This window comes from Sphingobium sp. AP50, from assembly GCF_900109095.1.
Taxonomy (GTDB): domain Bacteria; phylum Pseudomonadota; class Alphaproteobacteria; order Sphingomonadales; family Sphingomonadaceae; genus Sphingobium.
In genome coordinates this window covers 107,040-124,267 of record NZ_FNYZ01000015.1, presented here as the reverse complement: position 1 = coordinate 124,267, position 17,228 = coordinate 107,040, and the positions used below count along the sequence as shown (strand labels likewise).

The 17,228-nt window shown below is 65.0% G+C and carries 21 protein-coding genes and 1 tRNA gene; 10 read left to right on the top strand and 12 right to left on the bottom strand.

Going from position 1 to position 17,228, the window contains the following annotated elements:
• Positions 1 to 45: 45 nt before the first annotated feature.
• Together BMY84_RS20810 and BMY84_RS20805 are read right to left on the bottom strand one after the other, a co-directional pair.
• A complete protein-coding gene (locus BMY84_RS20810; protein WP_371262434.1) occupies positions 46 to 402 on the bottom strand; it encodes an Mpo1-like protein in 357 nt (118 codons plus the stop codon).
• Positions 403 to 467: 65 nt separating this feature from the next.
• Positions 468 to 1,523 (bottom strand): serine hydrolase, encoded by a 1,056-nt coding sequence (locus tag BMY84_RS20805; RefSeq protein ID WP_093086239.1) that lies wholly within the window; start codon positions 1,521 to 1,523, stop codon positions 468 to 470.
• A gap of 96 nt (positions 1,524 to 1,619) precedes the next feature.
• On the opposite strand from BMY84_RS20805, the gene ung reads away from it, so the two are divergent.
• Entirely contained in the window at positions 1,620 to 2,309 is a 690-nt protein-coding gene (ung, locus tag BMY84_RS20800; RefSeq protein ID WP_093086306.1) for a uracil-DNA glycosylase, read from the top strand.
• 108 nt (positions 2,310 to 2,417) lie between these two features.
• Positions 2,418 to 2,768: a glycine zipper 2TM domain-containing protein gene (locus BMY84_RS20795; protein WP_093086238.1), complete on the top strand. Its 351-nt coding sequence runs from the start codon at positions 2,418 to 2,420 to the stop codon at positions 2,766 to 2,768.
• 118 nt (positions 2,769 to 2,886) lie between these two features.
• Here the strand turns inward: BMY84_RS20795 and rpoZ are convergent, their stop codons facing one another.
• Positions 2,887 to 3,231: a DNA-directed RNA polymerase subunit omega gene (gene rpoZ, locus BMY84_RS20790; protein ID WP_093086236.1), complete on the bottom strand. Its 345-nt coding sequence runs from the start codon at positions 3,229 to 3,231 to the stop codon at positions 2,887 to 2,889.
• Between the two features lie 89 nt (positions 3,232 to 3,320).
• Here rpoZ and BMY84_RS20785 point away from each other — a divergent pair, with 89 nt between their 5' ends.
• Entirely contained in the window at positions 3,321 to 4,571 is a 1,251-nt protein-coding gene (locus tag BMY84_RS20785; protein ID WP_093086234.1) for a phospholipase D-like domain-containing protein, read from the top strand.
• Positions 4,572 to 4,605: 34 nt separating this feature from the next.
• Here the strand turns inward: BMY84_RS20785 and BMY84_RS20780 are convergent, their stop codons facing one another.
• The 6 genes from BMY84_RS20780 to ald form a co-directional block, all read right to left on the bottom strand.
• A complete protein-coding gene (locus BMY84_RS20780; protein ID WP_093086233.1) occupies positions 4,606 to 4,983 on the bottom strand; it encodes a hypothetical protein in 378 nt (125 codons plus the stop codon).
• 174 nt (positions 4,984 to 5,157) lie between these two features.
• Entirely contained in the window at positions 5,158 to 5,709 is a 552-nt protein-coding gene (locus BMY84_RS20775; RefSeq protein WP_093086231.1) for a hypothetical protein, read from the bottom strand.
• A complete protein-coding gene (locus BMY84_RS20770) occupies positions 5,702 to 7,054 on the bottom strand; it encodes a sensor histidine kinase (protein ID WP_093086230.1) in 1,353 nt (450 codons plus the stop codon). The genes BMY84_RS20775 and BMY84_RS20770 overlap by 8 nt, the downstream gene beginning before the upstream one ends.
• Positions 7,047 to 7,760 carry a response regulator transcription factor gene (locus BMY84_RS20765; protein ID WP_093086228.1) on the bottom strand — a complete coding sequence of 238 codons (714 nt, stop codon included), beginning with the start codon at positions 7,758 to 7,760 and terminating at the stop codon, positions 7,047 to 7,049. Before BMY84_RS20765 ends, BMY84_RS20770 begins: the two co-directional genes overlap by 8 nt.
• 140 nt (positions 7,761 to 7,900) lie before the next feature.
• On the bottom strand, positions 7,901 to 8,731 hold the full coding sequence (locus tag BMY84_RS20760) for a sulfite exporter TauE/SafE family protein (protein ID WP_093086227.1): 831 nt from the start codon (positions 8,729 to 8,731) through the stop codon (positions 7,901 to 7,903).
• A 347-nt stretch (positions 8,732 to 9,078) separates the two neighbouring features.
• The gene (gene ald / locus BMY84_RS20755) at positions 9,079 to 10,194 is read right to left on the bottom strand and encodes an alanine dehydrogenase (protein ID WP_093086304.1); all 1,116 of its coding nucleotides are present in this window, start codon (positions 10,192 to 10,194) and stop codon (positions 9,079 to 9,081) included.
• A 157-nt stretch (positions 10,195 to 10,351) separates the two neighbouring features.
• Here ald and BMY84_RS20750 point away from each other — a divergent pair, with 157 nt between their 5' ends.
• A complete protein-coding gene (locus BMY84_RS20750) occupies positions 10,352 to 10,819 on the top strand; it encodes an Lrp/AsnC family transcriptional regulator (RefSeq protein WP_093086225.1) in 468 nt (155 codons plus the stop codon).
• A 67-nt stretch (positions 10,820 to 10,886) separates the two neighbouring features.
• Here the strand turns inward: BMY84_RS20750 and BMY84_RS20745 are convergent, their stop codons facing one another.
• Positions 10,887 to 11,783, bottom strand: coding sequence for a peptidylprolyl isomerase (locus BMY84_RS20745; RefSeq protein ID WP_093086224.1), 897 nt, complete (start codon positions 11,781 to 11,783; stop codon positions 10,887 to 10,889).
• Positions 11,784 to 11,886: 103 nt separating this feature from the next.
• Here BMY84_RS20745 and BMY84_RS20740 point away from each other — a divergent pair.
• A tRNA-Ser gene (locus tag BMY84_RS20740) sits at positions 11,887 to 11,977 on the top strand.
• A 64-nt stretch (positions 11,978 to 12,041) separates the two neighbouring features.
• Here BMY84_RS20740 and BMY84_RS20735 read toward each other — a convergent pair.
• Entirely contained in the window at positions 12,042 to 12,329 is a 288-nt protein-coding gene (locus BMY84_RS20735; protein ID WP_256215336.1) for a hypothetical protein, read from the bottom strand.
• Positions 12,326 to 12,892, bottom strand: coding sequence for an HNH endonuclease (locus tag BMY84_RS20730; protein ID WP_093086222.1), 567 nt, complete (start codon positions 12,890 to 12,892; stop codon positions 12,326 to 12,328). Before BMY84_RS20730 ends, BMY84_RS20735 begins: the two co-directional genes overlap by 4 nt.
• A 95-nt stretch (positions 12,893 to 12,987) precedes the next feature.
• On the opposite strand from BMY84_RS20730, the gene gluQRS reads away from it, so the two are divergent.
• The 5 genes from gluQRS to egtB all read left to right on the top strand — a co-directional run bounded on the left by gluQRS (position 12,988) and on the right by egtB (position 17,223).
• Positions 12,988 to 13,926 (top strand): tRNA glutamyl-Q(34) synthetase GluQRS, encoded by a 939-nt coding sequence (gene gluQRS, locus BMY84_RS20725; protein ID WP_093086221.1) that lies wholly within the window; start codon positions 12,988 to 12,990, stop codon positions 13,924 to 13,926.
• Positions 13,927 to 13,936: 10 nt separating this feature from the next.
• Positions 13,937 to 14,173, top strand: a complete 237-nt coding sequence (locus BMY84_RS20720) for a twin transmembrane helix small protein (RefSeq protein ID WP_093086219.1) — start codon at positions 13,937 to 13,939, stop codon at positions 14,171 to 14,173.
• A 129-nt stretch (positions 14,174 to 14,302) separates the two neighbouring features.
• Positions 14,303 to 14,872 carry a cob(I)yrinic acid a,c-diamide adenosyltransferase gene (locus tag BMY84_RS20715; protein ID WP_093086218.1) on the top strand — a complete coding sequence of 190 codons (570 nt, stop codon included), beginning with the start codon at positions 14,303 to 14,305 and terminating at the stop codon, positions 14,870 to 14,872.
• A gap of 143 nt (positions 14,873 to 15,015) precedes the next feature.
• Positions 15,016 to 15,870, top strand: a complete 855-nt coding sequence (locus tag BMY84_RS20710; protein WP_093086216.1) for a GGDEF domain-containing protein — start codon at positions 15,016 to 15,018, stop codon at positions 15,868 to 15,870.
• A gap of 84 nt (positions 15,871 to 15,954) precedes the next feature.
• Positions 15,955 to 17,223, top strand: coding sequence for an ergothioneine biosynthesis protein EgtB (gene egtB / locus BMY84_RS20705; RefSeq protein WP_093086215.1), 1,269 nt, complete (start codon positions 15,955 to 15,957; stop codon positions 17,221 to 17,223).
• Positions 17,224 to 17,228 lie beyond the last annotated feature (5 nt).

The window sequence follows — 17,228 nt, the reverse complement described above, 5'->3', positions numbered from 1 at the left end:
CCTTGTGGCAGAGCGTCGGGCGGGGTCAAGCGGCGTGCGGAAAGTTCAGACGCTGATCCGCCGCGCCGGATCGACCGTGCCGTCGGCGCGGACGCCGGCCTTGGCGAGATCGCGGCTGATCTTGCCGGTCAGGAAGCGCTGCCACATCACGAAGTCAGCGCGCAGCGACCAGAGCGGATGGCGGAAGGTAGCGGGGCGATTGCGCTCGATCAGGCCATGACCGGCCCAGGCGAAGCCATAGCCCGCGACCGGCAGCGCGGCCGCCATCCACCACTGGCCGATGAACGGCGCGCTGAGCAGCAGGCCGACGACCAGACTGGTGCCCGCATAATGGAGAGCGCGCGTGCCGGGACGGGCATGTTCCTGCAAATAATAGGGCCAGAAATCGCGAAAAAGCTTCATGCTGCTCACGGCATCCTCTCTTTTAGGCCTCTCTGACGCGATCCTATCGAATCGCTTGATCCACGTTAAGCTTCATGCGCCCGGCCGTGCGCCCTGTCCGGGGCGTAGAGGAAATAATCATAAGCAGCGCGCGATGCCTCCGCGATGATGCGGTCGCGCGAGACATGGCCCTTGCTGTCCTTCATGACGAAGACGACCATAGCGATCCGGCGCCCGTCGGGCAGGCGCACGATGCCGACATCATTGCCTACGCCGTTCAGCGATCCGGTCTTGTGCGCGACGGCGGTGCCGGGCGGCAACATGCCCTTGATCCGCGCCTTGCCCGTTTCGCAATGGGCCATGATGGTGAAGAAGCGCTGGGTGCTGGCGGCCGAGAAGGCGCGCCCTTCCTCATAGGCGGTCATCAGGTCGAGCATGGCGGTCGGCGTGGAGGTATCCTCCGGCTCGATCGAGAAGGCCAGATTGGGCAGGTCGCGGATATCGCGCACGGCGATCTGCGGATCGGCGCGGCGGGCGGCCTCGGCATTCTGGCGGAAGCTGCCGGATTGCGGATGGATGCCCATGGCGCGGTAGAGAAGATGCGCGGTGTCACTGTCGACGCGCAGGCCGGTGACGCCCAGCTTGGTGACGAAGGCAGTGATCGCCTGTGGCCCGCCCGCACGCGCGACCAGAACGTCGGTCGCATTATTGTCGCTCTTTTGCAGCATCAGCTCCAGCAGCCGGTCGACCGACAGGCTGGCGCCGGGGCGCGAAAACATCCAGGCGATGCCGCCTTCGCTGGCCAGCGCGGGATCGAGCGCCAGCTTGTCGTCCAGCCGCAGGTCGCCCGCATCGATCAGGGAGAAGATGCGCCCGGCCACCGCGACCTTATAGGCGCTGGCCATGGGGAAGAGCGTGTCGCCATTAAAGGCCTGCGTCTCGCCGGTCTGAAGATCGCGCACGGCAATGCCGACCGTGCCGTCCGACAAGGCGGCGAAACGGGCGAATTCGGCCTGCAACTTGGCCTCCGCGCTCTGCTGGAGCAGCGGCTTGGGCGGCGGGCCAAAGGCATCGGCGCTGGGCAAGGGGGCCAGAAACAGGCCAAGGGCGGCGAGGAACGACAGCGAACGGGGAAGCGACATGGCCCCCTAGTCGCGGATCGCGGCGGGGTAGGCAAGACCATTAACCGCATATGGGCGCGTTGACAGGGCTTTGCAGCGCAGGCCATGCAGGGCGCCATGACCGATATGATCAAGCTGCACGAAAGCTGGCGCACGCCGCTGGCGGAGCAATTCGCCGCGCCGCATATGCAGGCGCTGAAATCTTTCCTTCAGGCGGAGAAGGCGGCGGGCAAGCGCATCTTCCCCAAAGGCAGCGAATATTTCCGCGCGCTGGACCTGACGCCACTGGATCAGGTGAAGGCAGTGATATTGGGGCAAGACCCCTATCATGGCGAGGGACAGGCGCATGGCCTGTGCTTTTCGGTGCAGCCGGGCGTGCGCACGCCGCCCTCGCTGGTCAATATCTACAAGGAAATGCAGGCCGATCTGGGCATCGAACGGGCCAGCCATGGGTTTCTGGAACATTGGGCGAAACAGGGCGTGCTGCTGCTCAACAGCGTGCTGACGGTGGAGATGGGCCGCGCCGCCTCCCATCAGGGCAAGGGCTGGGAAGTGTTCACCGATGCGGTGATCCGGCTGGTCGCGCAGAAGGAGGAGCCGGTCGTCTTCCTGCTCTGGGGTGCCTATGCCCAGCGCAAGGCGGCGTTCGTGGACCAGAGCCGCCATCTGGTGATCAAGTCGGCTCACCCTTCCCCCTTGTCGGCACACAACGGCTTTCTGGGATCGCGGCCCTTTTCCAAGGCCAATGAGTTTCTGGAAGCGAAGGGGCGTGGCGCGATCGACTGGGCGCTGCCGGCGCTGGGTTAGGGCCAGGCTTTAGCTGAACGGCGCATAACAGCGCGGTTCAGGAATATATCATTCGGGGTGTGCGATATCCGGACCGTAGTCAAAGAGATCAGGTCTGAGGAGAAGCACATGATCATTCGTAAAGCCATTATGGCCACCGCCCTTGCCGCAGCTTCGCTGACGGCCGTGATCCCGTCGGCATCCTATGCCCGCGATCATGATCGTCGCGGCTATCATCGCGAGTATCGCGGGGATCATCATCGGGGCGATCGCTATGCCGACCGGCGCGGCTATCGCGACGATCGCAGCTATCGCTGCCGCAAGTCGGGCGGCACCACCGGCCTGCTGCTGGGCGGCGTCGCCGGGGCTCTGCTGGGCCGGGCCGTCGATACGCGCGGCGACCGCGCACCGGGCACGATCATCGGCGCGGGCGCGGGCGCGCTGGCTGGCCGGGCGATCGATCGCAATTCGAGCTGCTAAAAAAGGAAATGGCGCGGCGGACATGGTCCCCGCGCCATTTTTCTATCCCCAGAAAGGTCGAGGCCCGGTCCCGCTTGCGCAGGCCGGGCCTCTTTCCCTCTCCAAACACGTAGAGCGATCAGCCGTCGTAATCGCCACCGATATTCTGATTGCGCGGCGGCGCAGCGGCGGTCAGGCGCAGAGCCTCCGCCGACTGGGCGATCGAGCCGATTTCGTCCGGCGTATCATCATCGTCAATCTGCACCTTTTGCAGCGACGCGATGACCGAATCATGAAGATCGGCAGGCATGACGGTTTCTTCGGCGATTTCGCGCAGGGCGACGACCGGATTCTTGTCCCGGTCGCGGTCGAGCGTCAGCTCGGCCCCACCGGAAATTTCCCGCGCACGCTGGGCGGCGAGGAGGACGAGGTCAAAACGGTTGGTAACCTTGTCGACGCAATCTTCGACGGTGACGCGGGCCAAACAGGGCCTCCTGCAAAAACGGAAGGAAAGTCGTGAACCCGCCGACTAGCAGCGCCACCATAAAGAGTCAATGAAAAGGCCATAAAGCCATGGCGCACCCCACCCAAAAGCGGCATGAAAGGGGCATGGCGACCATCCAGCCCGCCCCCGCCCCTGTCGCATCCAGTGCGAACGCGGATGATATTCGTGCCGATCTGCATGGCAACAACCTGCGCCTGATCACGGACGGACCGGCGATACGGGACGCGCTGATCGCGCTGATCGAGGGCGCAAAGCACAGCCTGAAACTCTATTATTATATCTTTGCGAGCGATGGCAGCGGGACGTTGGTGCGCGACGCGCTGATCGCGGCACGGGCGCGCGGTGTCGCCGTGACGCTGATGGTCGACGGGTTCGGATCGTCGCACACGCCCGACAGCTTCTTTGCCCCGCTGATCGAGGCGGGCGCGCATTTCGCCCGCTTCGGGACGCGGCGATCGACTCGCTATCTGATCCGCAATCACCAGAAGATGGCCATTGCCGACGAGACGCGGATGCTGATGGGCGGGTTCAATGTCGAGGATGGCTATTTCGGCATTCCGGCGGAGGATTGCTGGCGCGACATCGGCCTGCTGGTCGAAGGCGATCAGGTCGAGGCGATGGTGCGCTGGTATGGCCAGCTATGGCGATGGGTGGCGACGAAGAAGCAGCGATTCCGCACGCTGCGCCGCATGGTGCGGCAATGGCACCCCGAATTGCATCATGACCCGGCCGAACCGTTTCGCTGGCTGATCGGCGGACCGACCCGGCGCCTGAGCCCCTGGGCGCAGGTGGTGAAACATGATCTGGAACATGCCGGGCGGGTCGACATGATCGCGGCCTATTTCTCGCCCGGCCGGGGCATGTTGAAGCGGATAGCGCGGGCGGCGCGGCGCAAGGGCGCGCGCATCATCCTGCCGACCCGGTCGGACAATGGCGCGACGGTGGCGGCGGCGCGTCTGCTCTATGGGCCGCTGTTGCGGCGCGGGGTCGAGATTTACGAATATCAGCCCTGCAAGCTGCATATGAAGCTGATCGTCATCGATGACGCGGTGTTCATTGGATCGGCCAATTTCGACATGCGCAGCCTGTTCCTGAATCTGGAAGTGATGCTGCGGGTGGAGGACCGGGATTTCGCCGCGACCATGCGCGCCTTCATCACGCAGGAGGCCGGGCAAAGCCGGGCGATCAGCCTGGCGGAGCATCGGGCCAGCCGCACTTTCCTGACCTTGCTGAAGCAGGGGATCAGCTATCTGCTGGTCGGCGTGCTGGACTATACCGTCACGCGGCGGCTGAATTTCCGCGATCCGGATGCGGACTGAGGGGGAAGCGCCCCTCCCCCTCAATCAATGCGGATTAGCGGCCATTGTCGGTCAGGACGCGGACTTCGCCGACCGGATAGCCCTTTTCGGCCATTTCCTTGGCATAGTCGCCGCGGGCATCGGCCAGTTCGGCGCGATATTCGTCCCAGGCATCGCGATTATCCTCGGCATCGGTGGCATGGCGCAGATCCTTGGTCAGTTCCTTGCGGGCTTCGGCCAGATCGGTCTGATAGTTGAACCAATAGTTGTTCTCGACCCCGGCGATCGGCGCCTGATAGGCCAGCTGGTCCTCTACCTTGGCGAGCTGTTCCTCATAGCTGACCACCGGTGCCTGGGCGATCGCGGCGACGGGCAGCGCCAGCGTGGCGGAACCAAGCAGCGCGGCGGCGGCAAATATCTTCGAACGGATCATGGTTTTCTCCTTCCTGCTGGTGTGAACCATGATGAACATAACGCACCGACCCGCGCTGTTTGCGCCTGAACGGATGTGCAGAAGGGATGAAGCGAGCGGAGTCAGCGATGGGTCGCGCCGGGGATATCGGCGATGATCTGCATCTTTATCGAATGAAATCAGCGCCCTGAAGGGTCAACGCACGACCAGATAGAAAGCCGCCGGTTCCGCGCCGCTATTGGCTATGACGATGTCGAAGCGGTCGGTGAAAATCGGCATCCAGGCGCAATCGGCCTGTGGGCCGCCGACCGGCTTGGCGCACAGCGTGCCGCCGTCGGCGTTGCGTACCCTCACCGACAATTTGGCGGTGGGGCCGGAGGGCGCGACCGAAATCTGCGCCCGCTGGCCCGCGAAGAAAAGCTGCCGCATGGTGACGGTGCCGCCGGCATTGAGCGATCCGCGCCGATAGGCCGGGCCGAGCGCCCGCCCCCGATAAGCCAGCGGCGATCCGTTGGCGCCATGATCGCTGGCCTCCCGCGTCCAGAGCGCGGCCAGATCTTCCTGCCCCTCCGCCGGCTTCGCGCCCAGCGTGTCGAGCAGTTGGGCCATGTCGATCAGCGTATCGGGGTCGCCATGCGCCTGCGCAGCGTCGCCCTCCATCAGGGTGTGCAATACCGGGTCGATAGGCTGCGTGTCGACAACCGGCGCGGCAGCGAGCAGCAATCCCGACATGAGCAACCTAATCATCGCCCTTCTCCGGCTGAACGACGAACCGCGCCCCCGGCGCGGCGTCTTCCACATGCAGCGACAGCGCATGCCGTTCCGCAATCGCCCGTGCGAGCGACAGGCCCAAGCCATGCCCCCCGCCCCGCGCGCCGTCAAGCCGGACATAGCGATCGAACACCCGCTCCCGATCGGCACAGGGGATGCCCGGCCCGTCATCCTGCACGATGATATGCGGCCCTGGCGCCAGTTGCAGCGTGACGGAACCGCCGCTCGGCACATATTTGAAGGCATTGTCGAGCAGGTTGGACATCAGCCGCGTCATCTGCATCGGATCGGCCCGGAAATGCACGCCCGACGCGATCCGGGCATGGAAACCGATGCCCAGCTCCTCGGCACTGGCGCCGTAGAGGTCGGCCAGGCTTTCGGCGATATCGCTGAGGTCGACATCGGCCAGACCGCGCAGGTCGCCACGCATCGCCTGCGTACTGGCGATATCCAGCAGCGAATCGAGCAGGCGCACGACGCCGCGAATTTCCCCGCGCGACTGTTCCAGCGTGCGCAGCAGCGCTTCGTCCTGCGTACCCTCCATCGCCTTGAGGATACGCGTGTCGAGATGCATCAGCGGCGTGCGGATTTCATGCGCGGTCTGATCCGACACGGCGCGCTGCGCCTCCACCAGTCGTTCGAGCTGGTCGAGCATGGTGTTGGTATTGGCGGCCAGTTCGGCCAGTTCGTCATTGTCCCCGGCGCTGGGCGCCCGCGCCGTGATGCTGCCGGCGCGCACGGCGTCGAAAGTGGCATTCACCATGCCCACCCGCGCGCGCAGGCGGCGGGCAGCAAAATGCCCTGCGATCAGGCTGAGGAGAGCGATGCCCGCCCCGGCGATGGAGAAGGCGACGGCCAGCCGGGTAAGCAGCGCTTCGCCGCGATAATTGCTGCGCCCCACGACCAGACGGGTCGTTGGTCCCAATTGGGTCGCGCGCGCGAACATGCGCTCGCCATCGGGCAGGACGACGAAGCGCGCTTCCGACACTTCGGGCGCGATGGCGGGCCAGCGATCGAGATTGCCGGCCAATATCCGGCCATTGGCGTCGGCCAGCAGATACCAGCTGCGTTCGCCATCCTCCCGGTTGACGGCCAGACGATCGCTCATGCGATCGCGCAGTTCCGAGCCGCCTCCGCTGAGATAGATGTCGGCAAGGCCCGCAAGATCGGTATCGACTTCCCGCGCCAACATGGTGCGGCCGTCATCGTCGACGATCTTCTGGACGACCAGAAACAGGGCCAGGGTGGAAAGCAGACTGACCAGTAGCGCGGAGAGAGTGACACGGCCGAAGACAGACCGCAGCAGGCCGGGTCTAGGCACTGGCGGGCGCCGATGCCGCGATCAAGCGATAGCCCGTGCCCCAAACGGTTTCCAGCACCGGGCCGTCAAATCCGTCTTCCAGCTTGCGCCGCAACCGGCCGACATTGACGTCCACGACATTGGTCTGGGGATCGAAGTTTAGTTTCCACACATGGCGCAGCAGCATTTCGCGCGTCACCACTTCGCCGGCATGGTCCATCAGATAGCGGAAAAGTTCGAATTCCTTGGGCGAGAGCGGCAGATGCCGTCCGTTGCGGAAGGCGGTGCGCGCCTTCACATGGCATTCCAGATCGCCGAACAGCAGCACCGGATCATGGCTGCCGCCGCGATTGGCGCGACGCCACAGCGCCCGGACGCGGGCGACCAGTTCGTCCGGTTCGAAGGGCTTGGCCAGATAATCGTCGACGCCGCTTTCCAGCCCCTCGACCCGATGTTCGCTGCGGCCGAGCGCGGACAGCATCAGCACCGGCGCACCCACCCCCGCAACGCGCAGCCGGGTGACGATGTCGATGCCGGTCAGGTGCGGCAGCATCCGGTCGAGGATGATCACGTCATGGCTGCCGCCGCCCGCGCGATGCAGCCCGGTGGCGCCATCGGCTGCCTGCTCCACGGTCATGCCCGCGCCGGTCAGGATGCCGGCGATATTGGCGCGCGCGGCATCGTCATCCTCCACCAGCAAAATGCTAATCTGATCGGCCTGCCCCATAATCCCCCCGCCTTATCCATAACGGCAACGGCCGCCAGTGACAAAGGCTGTTAGGGCCTACCGACAGTCAGATGGTGACGTGTCGATGGGCCCTAGCCCGTCACTGACGGCCGTTTCAGATCGACCGATGGTGGAAGGGATCAGACCTTCAGGCCGGCGCGGAGCATCAGGGCGCCGATGATCAGCAGATAGATGCCGAAGATCTTCTTGAGCGGGCCGGCGGGCAGGCTGTGCGCGGCGGCGACACCGAGCGGCGCGGTCAGCATCGACATGGAGGCGATGGCGAAGGTAGCGGGCAGGTTGATATAGCCCAGCGAACCCCAGGGCAGGCCGCCTTCCTTGAGGCCGATGATGGCAAAGCCGATGGTCGTCGGGATCGCGATCAGCGTGCCGATACCCGAAGCGGTGGCGATGGCGCGGTGGATGGTGCGGCCGCAGAGCGTCATCACCATGATGGCGATGGTGCCGCCACCAATGCCCAGCAGCGACGAGAAGGTGCCGAGGCCACCGGCGATGCCGACCCGCAGCATGCCCGAGGGCATGTTTTCGCTCAGCACCTTGCCGCTGACCTTGGGCAGCAGGAAGTTGAGCGACATGAGGATGACGCCGCCGCCGAAGATCATCTTGAGCGTCGTGCCATCGACATGGCTGGCCAGCATCACGCCGGCGCCGCAGCCCAGGATGATCCAGGGCGCCCATGTCTTGAGCACTTCGAACTCCACCGCTCCGCGCTTGGCATGGGAGAGGAGCGAGCGGATCGAGGTGACGATGATGGTCGCGGCCGACGTGCCGATCGCGACATGAGCGATGGCGTCCTTCGTACCGCCCAGCAGGGGCAGCACGACCAGCAGCGCAGGCACGACGACGAAACCGCCGCCGATGCCGAAGATGCCCGCCGCAAAGCCGGCGAGCAGACCCGCCGCCAGCATGGCGACAAGCGGAACGAGCCAGGTCATAAGATCACCAGACATCAGCGCGCCCCTTTCTGCACAGTGCTGCGAACGCGCACATTGCTGCGTTCGCCGTTGCGGATCAAGGCGGCGAATTTTGGGTAATCGACCATGACGTTAAACCATGCCTCTCTTCGGCGGAACCAGGATGCATGGGGGGCATGTGGTCATGTCCCCCTGTCCCGGCTAGACGAACAAGGGGGCGGAACCCGCAACAGATTCTGCCGAGGGCTGACGCGATCGGGAAACAATGCCCGGAATTGCTGGATCAAAGGCGCAAGAAAAATAAAGGGCGTCAGCTCCAGGAAGGAGCTGACGCCGCTTTTTGTCCGGCGCCTGTCGGAGCGCCGGATCACCGCCTGCAGGGATCAGGCGATCGCTTCTTCCGCCGGGGAGTAGGGCAGGCCCAGATCGTCGGCGACGGCGCGATAGGTCACCTTGCCGTCCCAGACATTGAGCCCTTCGCGCAGGTGCGGATCGCGGCGCAGCGCTTCCTTCCAGCCCAGTTCGGCGATGCGCAGCGCATGGGGCAGCGTCACATTGTTAAGCGCATAGGTGCTGGTGCGGGCGACCGCGCCGGGCATGTTGGCGACGCAATAATGGACCACGCCATCGACGATATAGGTCGGATCGGCATGGGTGGTGGCGTGGCTGGTTTCAAAGCAGCCGCCCTGATCGATCGCGACGTCGACCAGCACCGCCCCCTTCTTCATGGTCTTGAGCATTTCCGCGCTGACCAGCTTGGGCGCGGCGGCGCCGGGGATCAGCACCGCGCCGATCACCAGATCGGCCTCGGCCACGCATTCGGCCAGGTTCGCGCGGTTGGAGAAACGGGTCTTGGCCCGCGCCTCGAAATACATGCCCAGCTTTTCCAGCACTTCGGGGCTGCGGTCGAGAATGGTGACGTCTGCGCCCAGGCCCGCCGCCATCTGCGCCGCGTTGAAGCCGACGACACCGCCGCCGATCACCGCGACCTTGGCCGGGAGCACGCCCGGCACGCCGCCCAGCAGCACGCCACGGCCGCCATGCGCCTTTTCCAGTGCGGTGGCGCCAGCCTGAATCGCCATGCGGCCAGCCACCTGGCTCATGGGCTTGAGCAACGGCAGGCCGCCGCTAGCGTCGGTCACGGTTTCATAGGCGATGCAGGTCGCGCCAGAGGCGATCAGGTCGCGGGTCTGCTCCGGATCGGGGGCGAGGTGGAGATAGGTGTAGAGAATCTGGCCGGAGCGCAGCATGGCGCGCTCTACGGCCTGCGGCTCCTTCACCTTCACGATCATGTCCGCCGTGGCGAAAATCTCGGCGGCGGTCGCGACGATTTCGGCACCCGCCTTTTCGTACAGTGCGTCATGCGCGCCGATCCCCTCGCCCGCGCCGCTTTCCACCAGTACGCGATGCCCATGGGCGGTCAGTTCATGCACGCTTTCGGGCGTCAGGCCGACGCGATATTCGTGATTCTTGATCTCTTTGACGGTGCCGACGATCATCATGACTCTCCGAAAAAATCAGGCGGCGCGCCGATGCGCATCCTCATGACCACAGGATAGCGCAGACGAGTCGGTTTATGTTCCCTGATTTTCCGGCTTTGGCTGAGAGGATCAGGATGATATCCTGCATAAATTATATTTATCAGGATATCATTGCATGGATCGGTTCGATGTCGCGTTGCTGGAAGCGTTGCAGGCCGACTCACGCCGGTCGATGGCGGAACTGGGCGAGCATATCGGCCTGTCCGCTTCCGCCTGCCACCGGCGCATCAAGTCGCTGGAGGATGCCGGGCTGATCGCGGGCTATGCGGCGCAACTGGACCCGGAGGCACTGGGCCTGACGCTGCACGCCTTTGTCGAGATGTCGCTGACCAGCCAGAGCCGCGAGACGATGGACCGGTTCGAAACGGCCGTGGCGGACTTCCCCGAAATATTGGAATGCCATCTGATGGCTGGGCAGGCCGACTATCTGTTGCGGGTAGCGGCGGCAGACCTGAAGGGCTTCGACGCCATCCATCGCGACTGTCTGGCGCGCCTGCCCGGTGTATCGGCAATCCGCACCAGCTTTGCCATCCGCCGCATCCGCAACTGGCAGGGCTATCGCCTGCGCGGGCTACGTCTTTGATGGGCGCGATTTCGGCACAGGAGATGCCATTTCCAAACATCGGATGCGGCATCAGGCTTGAAATCGCTTATGGCGCAGCCCTGACCGGCACCGGCGCATTGCAGATGTCCACGCCGCCGGCGGGACGATCGTAGAAATCATCTTTCCGGTTGGCGCGCAGGCGCAGATAATCCGCGAAACTGGGCGACGCGACGTCCATCACCTGAAAATGCGGCCGTTCCGCCTCCGGCAACTCGCTGGCAAGGCGCACGGACAAGATCGGCACCTGATGTTCCTGCGGCGTGTAGAAGCCGAGGTCTCCGGTGCCGCGCGGCAGGCTCGACAGGTTCGCCATGCCCTCGATAATCCGCCCCACCACCGCGATGTTGCGATCGAGCTGACGCGGCGCCTGCCCGATCACGGTGTAGAGTTCCGCGCCGGTCCCGGCATCGGGCGAGATATTGCGGCCCACGCCGACCGCGCCATAGCAATGCGGCAGCCAGGCGGCCGATCCATCCATCGCCACCGGCCAGCCGCCGACAAAGCCGGCCTTGGCCGCATAGGGATCGGCATAGGGCAAAGGCGTGATCGCCAGCCGCCGATTGGCGATCGACACGGTATAATCCTCCGTACTGGTGACGGACAAGCCGGGCGGCATCGGCTTCTTCTCGGTCGCGTCGCCCCATTGAACCACATAATTATCCTGCACCCGGTTGATGCTGGTCCCGTCCCACCAATGCGCCTTCGCCAGCGCCTGAATATTGGCGACGTGGCGCGGCGCGAAGGCCGGTGCAAGCTGGATGACGACCCGCTTGCCGCCCTCGATCGTCATCACCAGCAATTCCTCGGCCGGAATGGCGCGCCAAGCGGAGGCCGGTGCCTGCGCCACGACGGCGGAAGGCGTGGTCGCGGGCGCATCGGCGGCAAGCACGGGGACGGCGCTCAGCGATGCGAGCAGGGCGGCGATGGGAAGGCGATGGCTCATGGTGCGCGATCAAACAGCGCGCGCGACATAATGTAAAGCCTTGCACCAATGCCCCTTGCCTAGCGCGACGCGCCACGATAGGGAGCCGCCTCCAGCGATATGCGGAGCGGTGGCCGAGTGGTCGAAGGCGCTCGCCTGGAAAGTGAGTATACGCCAAAAGCGTATCCAGGGTTCGAATCCCTGCCGCTCCGCCACATTGGAACAGATTGCGCCCGTGATGCACCGTATCGGCGCCCTCTCCAGCAACACCACGCCAACTCAACGCCCGGACGGCGTCCCTTTCGGCTCCGGCGGGAAGCAGGTCGTGCAGCGGCGCCAGCAGGTGACGCCTGGCATCGCCTTTGCCGGGGTCAGGCCGTGTTCGGGATATAGGCCAGCCAATATGGCGGGCGAAATGCCTTCGGGTGCGGCGCGATTGTGGCACATCAGGCAACCGCGCACATATTTGGCGCGGGTGAGGCCGCTATGATCCTCCTGCGCGTGGAGTGCGACGGGCGACAGGAGCAGGCACACAAAGGCCAGCCCGCGCGCCCGCGCGCCGGTCACGCCAGCAACTCGACATCCCAATAGAGCCAGTCGCGCCAGCTTTCGTGCAGATAGCCGGGCGGGAAGGCACGGCCATGTTCCTGCAATTGCCAGCTGGTCGGCCGGATCGGCTGGACATGCAGCTTCATGCCCGCTTGCCGGGGCGTGCGCCCGCCCTTTTTGAGGTTGCAGGGCGAACAGGCGGTCGCGACATTCTCCCACGTCGTGCGCCCGCCCGCGCGGCGCGGCACGACATGGTCGAAGGTCAGATCATGGGTGACGCCGCAATATTGGCAGGAAAATTTGTCGCGCAGGAACAGGTTGAACCGGGTGAAGGCGGGATGTTCGGACGGCTTCACATATTGCTTCAGCGCGATCACCGAGGGGATCTTCATTTCCAGGCTGGGGCTGTGAACCTGTCGCTCATAGCTGGAGATGATGTCCACCCGGTCCAGAAACACCGCCTTGATCGCGGTCTGCCAAGGCCACAGGCTCAACGGATAATAGCTGAGCGGCGTATAATCCGCATTCAACACAAGCGCCGGACAATTTTCCGGATGTCGTATAAGGTCGGGATGGTACATAGAAACCTTCTTCCCCCTTGGCCGACGCTGCTGATCGTCCAGCAACGTGACAAGGGCATGACAGCATTAACGAATATCCCTCGTCAAGAGCCTGTATGACTCATCTTGTCGCACCACAGCATATGGTGACCCGCTTCGCCCCCAGCCCGACCGGAAAGCTGCATGTCGGCCATGGCTGGTCGGCGCTGCTGGCGCTGGACATGGCCCGCGCGGCGGGTGGCGCCTTCCGGCTGCGGATCGAGGATATAGACGGCACCCGCAGCCGGCCGGAGCATGTCGCGGGGATGATGGAAGACCTGCGCTGGCTGGGCGTGGACTGGGACGGCGAGGTCATCTTCCAGTCGCAGCGGATCGCCCACTATGAGGCGGCGCTGGACCAGCTGCGCGCCATGGACCTGCTCTATCCCTGTTTCTGCACCCGTGCCGATATTCAGGCCAGCCTGACCGCGCCGCACGGGCCGGAGGGGACACTCTATCCGGGGACGTGCCGGGGACTGTCGGCGAGCGAAGGGGCACAGCGCATCGCGGCGGGGGAAGCGCATGCCTGGCGGATCGACATGGCGAAGGCGGTGGGGATGGCGGGCGAACTATGCTGGATGGCTTTACCATCCCCCGTTCGTACTGAGCCTGTCGAAGCACGCGCGCTCCCTTCGACAGGCTCAGTACGAACGGAGGTTTTAGCCCACCCGCTCGCCCATGGCGATGTCGTGCTGGCGCGCAAGGATGCGCCGGCCAGCTATCACCTGTCCTGCACGCTGGACGATGCCGCGATGGGGGTGACCCATGTGCTGCGCGGCGATGATCTGCGCAGCGCGACCGATATCCACCGCCTGCTTCAGGCGCTGCTCGATTTGCCCTCCCCCGCCTATCTCCACCATCCGCTGCTGGTGGGGCCGGATGGCCGCCGGCTGGCCAAGCGGGACGGATCGATCGCGCTGGCCGATCTGCGGGCGCAGGGGGTCGATCCGCACGCGCTGGCGACGGACCTGCGGGCCGGGCGCTTTCCCATTGGCATCGCGCTCGCAAGCGCCTAGCATCGCCTTCATGACTACGATCCTCGTCATCGCCCTGATCCTGGCCATGATCGCGACGCTGGTCGCGCTGGTCCGCGGCATCATCGCCTTCCTCCAGACGACCAAGGAGGATCTGAACGCGCCGGAAGGCAGCGGCCCCAGCCCCGCGCGGCTGAAGCAGAACAGGATGATGATGAACCGCATCCTGTTTCAGGCGGGCGCAGTCATCATCGTCGCGATCCTGCTGATGGCCAAGGGCCACGGCTGACACAAAAGCATCCTCCCCGCTCGCGGGGAGGTGGCAGCCCGAAGGGCTGACGGAGGGGGCGGGCCACAGGATGCCATGTTGTGTCAGGAGGCGCGCCCCGCCACCCCTCCCACATCAAGGACCAAGCCGATGGTCAAGCTGAACAAGATCTACACCCGCACCGGCGACTCCGGCACCACCGGACTGGTCGACGGATCGCGTCTGCCCAAACATGCGCCGCGCATGCAGGCGGTGGGCGATGTCGATGAGACGAACAGCGCGATCGGCCTGGCCATCGTCGCCATGGGTGCCCGGCCGGAAAGTCGCTGGCTGACGGTGATCCAGAACGACCTGTTCGATCTGGGCGCGGACCTCGCCACGCCGATCCCGCAGGGCGCGGACGAACCCTGGGCGCTGCGCATCATCGCGGGGCAGGTCGATCGGCTGGAACAGGAAATCGACAGGGTGAATGCCGATCTCGCCCCGCTGGACAGTTTCATCCTGCCGGGCGGATCGTCGGCCGCCGCCGCCGTCCATCTGGCCCGTGCGATCACCCGCCGGGCCGAACGCAGCGCTACCGCCGCTGCCGCCGAGGTCGCGATCAACCCCCATGCGCTCGCCTATCTCAATCGCCTGTCCGATCTGCTGTTCGTGCTGGCGCGGCGACTCAACGATAATGGCGCTGCCGACGTCAAATGGGTGCCCGGCGCGTCGCGTTAAGGCGGCCACACAGTGACAACACGGCTCGACTCGCCCGCCACACGCTTTGTCCGGTAGCGGCGCGTTAACCCTGTTCCTTCAGCATGTGTTTAGACCCGTCCCCGGACATGCCCTGTGCAGTCGCACAATAAACGGGGGATGCCGTGCAATTCTATCTGGCCACGTCTTTTATTTTTCCACGATCTCTGCGCTTGCGCCTCTTCACCCTCTGCTTCGTCGCCACCCATATGCCGCTATTGGGCTATCTGGTCTGGGGGCTTTCGACCGGCCGCATCGCGCTGGCAGAGTTTGTGCTGCTGACGCTGGCCACCGTGGTCGGCACCGCCATCGCCCTGTTCGGCATCGGCGCGTTGCTCAATCCGATCCATGCGCTGGCCGATGCCCTGCATGAAGCGAAGGAAGACGGCGTCGCCCTGCCCGAAGTGGGCGATGTGATCCAGACGCTCTATGCCGGGGTCCAGCGCGTCGCCAGCGCCACCCGCGACCGCATGGAGGATCTGCATCAGGCCGCGCATGAAGACCCGCTGACCGGCATCGCCAATCGCCGCGGCTTCCTGGCCGGACTGGACGCCCTGCCGCCCGAACGGCGGCGCGGCTGCATCGCGATCATCGACATCGACTATTTCAAGCGGGTCAACGACCTGAAGGGTCATGAGGAAGGCGACCGGGTGCTCGCCGCCTTCGCCACCCGCCTGTCCGCGCTGATGCGCCGGGTCGATCTGGTCGCACGCTGGGGTGGCGAGGAATTCGCTATCTTCTTCCAGGATTGTATCGAGGATGAGGCAAGCTGGTCGTTGGCCCGCATCGCCAGCCGAATGCGCAGCCATCCGATCGGTGACGTGCATGGCCGCCCGATCAGCTTTTCCGCCGGCATCTGTCGCTGGCATGGCGGCGATCTGGAGGAGACTTTCGCCCGCGCCGACGAAGCCCTGTATGACGCCAAACAATCCGGCCGCGACCGCATCTGCCGCGCCGCGCCGCTCTTTCAGGAGGTGTGATCCGACAGCGGGCCGGAACCCCATCCCGCTTCATGCGCTTGTTCAGGCAAGAGAGCGGCGCAACCGTATCGGGAAAGGGCAGGCATGGCCAGAAGCTGGATGGACGCCCATCAGGATGATCTGGAGGAACGCTACCGCGCCGTTCGGGCGCTCAGTGAAGCGCTGACCGCCCCCCTGTCCGATGCCGATGCGACCGTCCAGTCGATGCCCGACGCATCGCCCGCCAAATGGCATCTGGCCCATACAAGCTGGTTCTTCGAAACATTCGTCCTGCGCGATCATGTGGCGGGCTATCGCCCGTTCGACCCGCGCTACGCCTTCCTGTTCAACAGCTATTATGAGGCGGAAGGGCCGCGCCACGCCCGGCCGCAACGCGGGATGCTCACCCGCCCGACGCTGAGTGAAATCCGGGCCTATCGCGCCCATGTCGACGCGGCGCTGATCGGCGCGCTCGGCATGTTGCCGCAGGATGCGCGGGCGCTGGTGACGCTGGGGCTTCAGCATGAGCAGCAGCATCAGGAATTGCTGCTGACCGATTTGCTGCACCTGTTTTCGCGCAACCCGCTGGAACCAGCCCTGTTCAACGCGCCCAGCGCCGCGCCGGTCGACCTGCCAGGGCCGCTCCACTGGATCGAGGGGCGGCAGGGACTGGTCGAGATAGGCGATGATGGCCGCAGCGGCTTCGCCTTCGATTGCGAGGGGCCACGGCACAAGACGGTGCTGCATCCCCATGCGCTGGCGCATCGCCCCATAACCAATGGCGAATGGATCGCCTTCATCGAGGATGGCGGCTATCGCGATCCCGCCCATTGGCTGTCGGACGGCTGGGCCTGGGTACAGGCGGAGGCGATCGACAGTCCGCTCTACTGGAAACAGGGGGAAGCGGGCTGGAGCCGATTCGGGCTGGATGGCCGCCAGCCGGTCAACCCCGCCGCGCCCGTCACCCATATCAGCCTCTATGAGGCGGACGCCTATGCCAGTTGGGCGGGCGCACGCCTGCCCACGGAGGCGGAATGGGAAAGCGCGGCGCAGAATGTCGCGCCGGTCCATGGTCGTTTGCTGGATGGCGCAGGCTGCCCCCGGCCCTTGCCCGCGGAACCGGGCGCCGGGTTGACGCAGATGTTCGGCGATGTGTGGGAATGGACCGGCAGCGCCTATCGCCCGCATCCCGGCTTTCGCGCGGCGGCGGGCGCGGTCGGCGAATATAATGGCAAGTTCATGTCCGGCCAGTTCGTGCTGAAAGGCGGCAGCGCCGCCACCCCGCGTGGCCATGTGCGGGCCAGCTATCGCAATTTCTTCTACCCCCACCAACGCTGGCAGTTCACCGGACTGCGGCTGGCAAAGGATCTCTAAGCCCC

What these genes read in the sequence shown, in the direction of transcription:
- BMY84_RS20810 (WP_371262434.1), bottom strand. Translation starts at nt 402, where the DNA reads ATGAAGCTTTTTCGCGATTTCTGGCCCTATTATTTGCAGGAACATGCC.
- BMY84_RS20805 (WP_093086239.1), bottom strand. Translation starts at nt 1,523, where the DNA reads ATGTCGCTTCCCCGTTCGCTGTCGTTCCTCGCCGCCCTTGGCCTGTTT.
- ung (WP_093086306.1), top strand. Translation starts at nt 1,620, where the DNA reads ATGACCGATATGATCAAGCTGCACGAAAGCTGGCGCACGCCGCTGGCG.
- BMY84_RS20795 (WP_093086238.1), top strand. Translation starts at nt 2,418, where the DNA reads ATGATCATTCGTAAAGCCATTATGGCCACCGCCCTTGCCGCAGCTTCG.
- BMY84_RS20785 (WP_093086234.1), top strand. Translation starts at nt 3,321, where the DNA reads ATGGCGCACCCCACCCAAAAGCGGCATGAAAGGGGCATGGCGACCATC.
- BMY84_RS20780 (WP_093086233.1), bottom strand. Translation starts at nt 4,983, where the DNA reads ATGATCCGTTCGAAGATATTTGCCGCCGCCGCGCTGCTTGGTTCCGCC.
- BMY84_RS20775 (WP_093086231.1), bottom strand. Translation starts at nt 5,709, where the DNA reads ATGATTAGGTTGCTCATGTCGGGATTGCTGCTCGCTGCCGCGCCGGTT.
- BMY84_RS20765 (WP_093086228.1), bottom strand. Translation starts at nt 7,760, where the DNA reads ATGGGGCAGGCCGATCAGATTAGCATTTTGCTGGTGGAGGATGACGAT.
- BMY84_RS20760 (WP_093086227.1), bottom strand. Translation starts at nt 8,731, where the DNA reads ATGTCTGGTGATCTTATGACCTGGCTCGTTCCGCTTGTCGCCATGCTG.
- ald (WP_093086304.1), bottom strand. Translation starts at nt 10,194, where the DNA reads ATGATCGTCGGCACCGTCAAAGAGATCAAGAATCACGAATATCGCGTC.
- BMY84_RS20750 (WP_093086225.1), top strand. Translation starts at nt 10,352, where the DNA reads ATGGATCGGTTCGATGTCGCGTTGCTGGAAGCGTTGCAGGCCGACTCA.
- BMY84_RS20745 (WP_093086224.1), bottom strand. Translation starts at nt 11,783, where the DNA reads ATGAGCCATCGCCTTCCCATCGCCGCCCTGCTCGCATCGCTGAGCGCC.
- BMY84_RS20730 (WP_093086222.1), bottom strand. Translation starts at nt 12,892, where the DNA reads ATGTACCATCCCGACCTTATACGACATCCGGAAAATTGTCCGGCGCTT.
- gluQRS (WP_093086221.1), top strand. Translation starts at nt 12,988, where the DNA reads ATGACTCATCTTGTCGCACCACAGCATATGGTGACCCGCTTCGCCCCC.
- BMY84_RS20720 (WP_093086219.1), top strand. Translation starts at nt 13,937, where the DNA reads ATGACTACGATCCTCGTCATCGCCCTGATCCTGGCCATGATCGCGACG.
- BMY84_RS20715 (WP_093086218.1), top strand. Translation starts at nt 14,303, where the DNA reads ATGGTCAAGCTGAACAAGATCTACACCCGCACCGGCGACTCCGGCACC.
- egtB (WP_093086215.1), top strand. Translation starts at nt 15,955, where the DNA reads ATGGCCAGAAGCTGGATGGACGCCCATCAGGATGATCTGGAGGAACGC.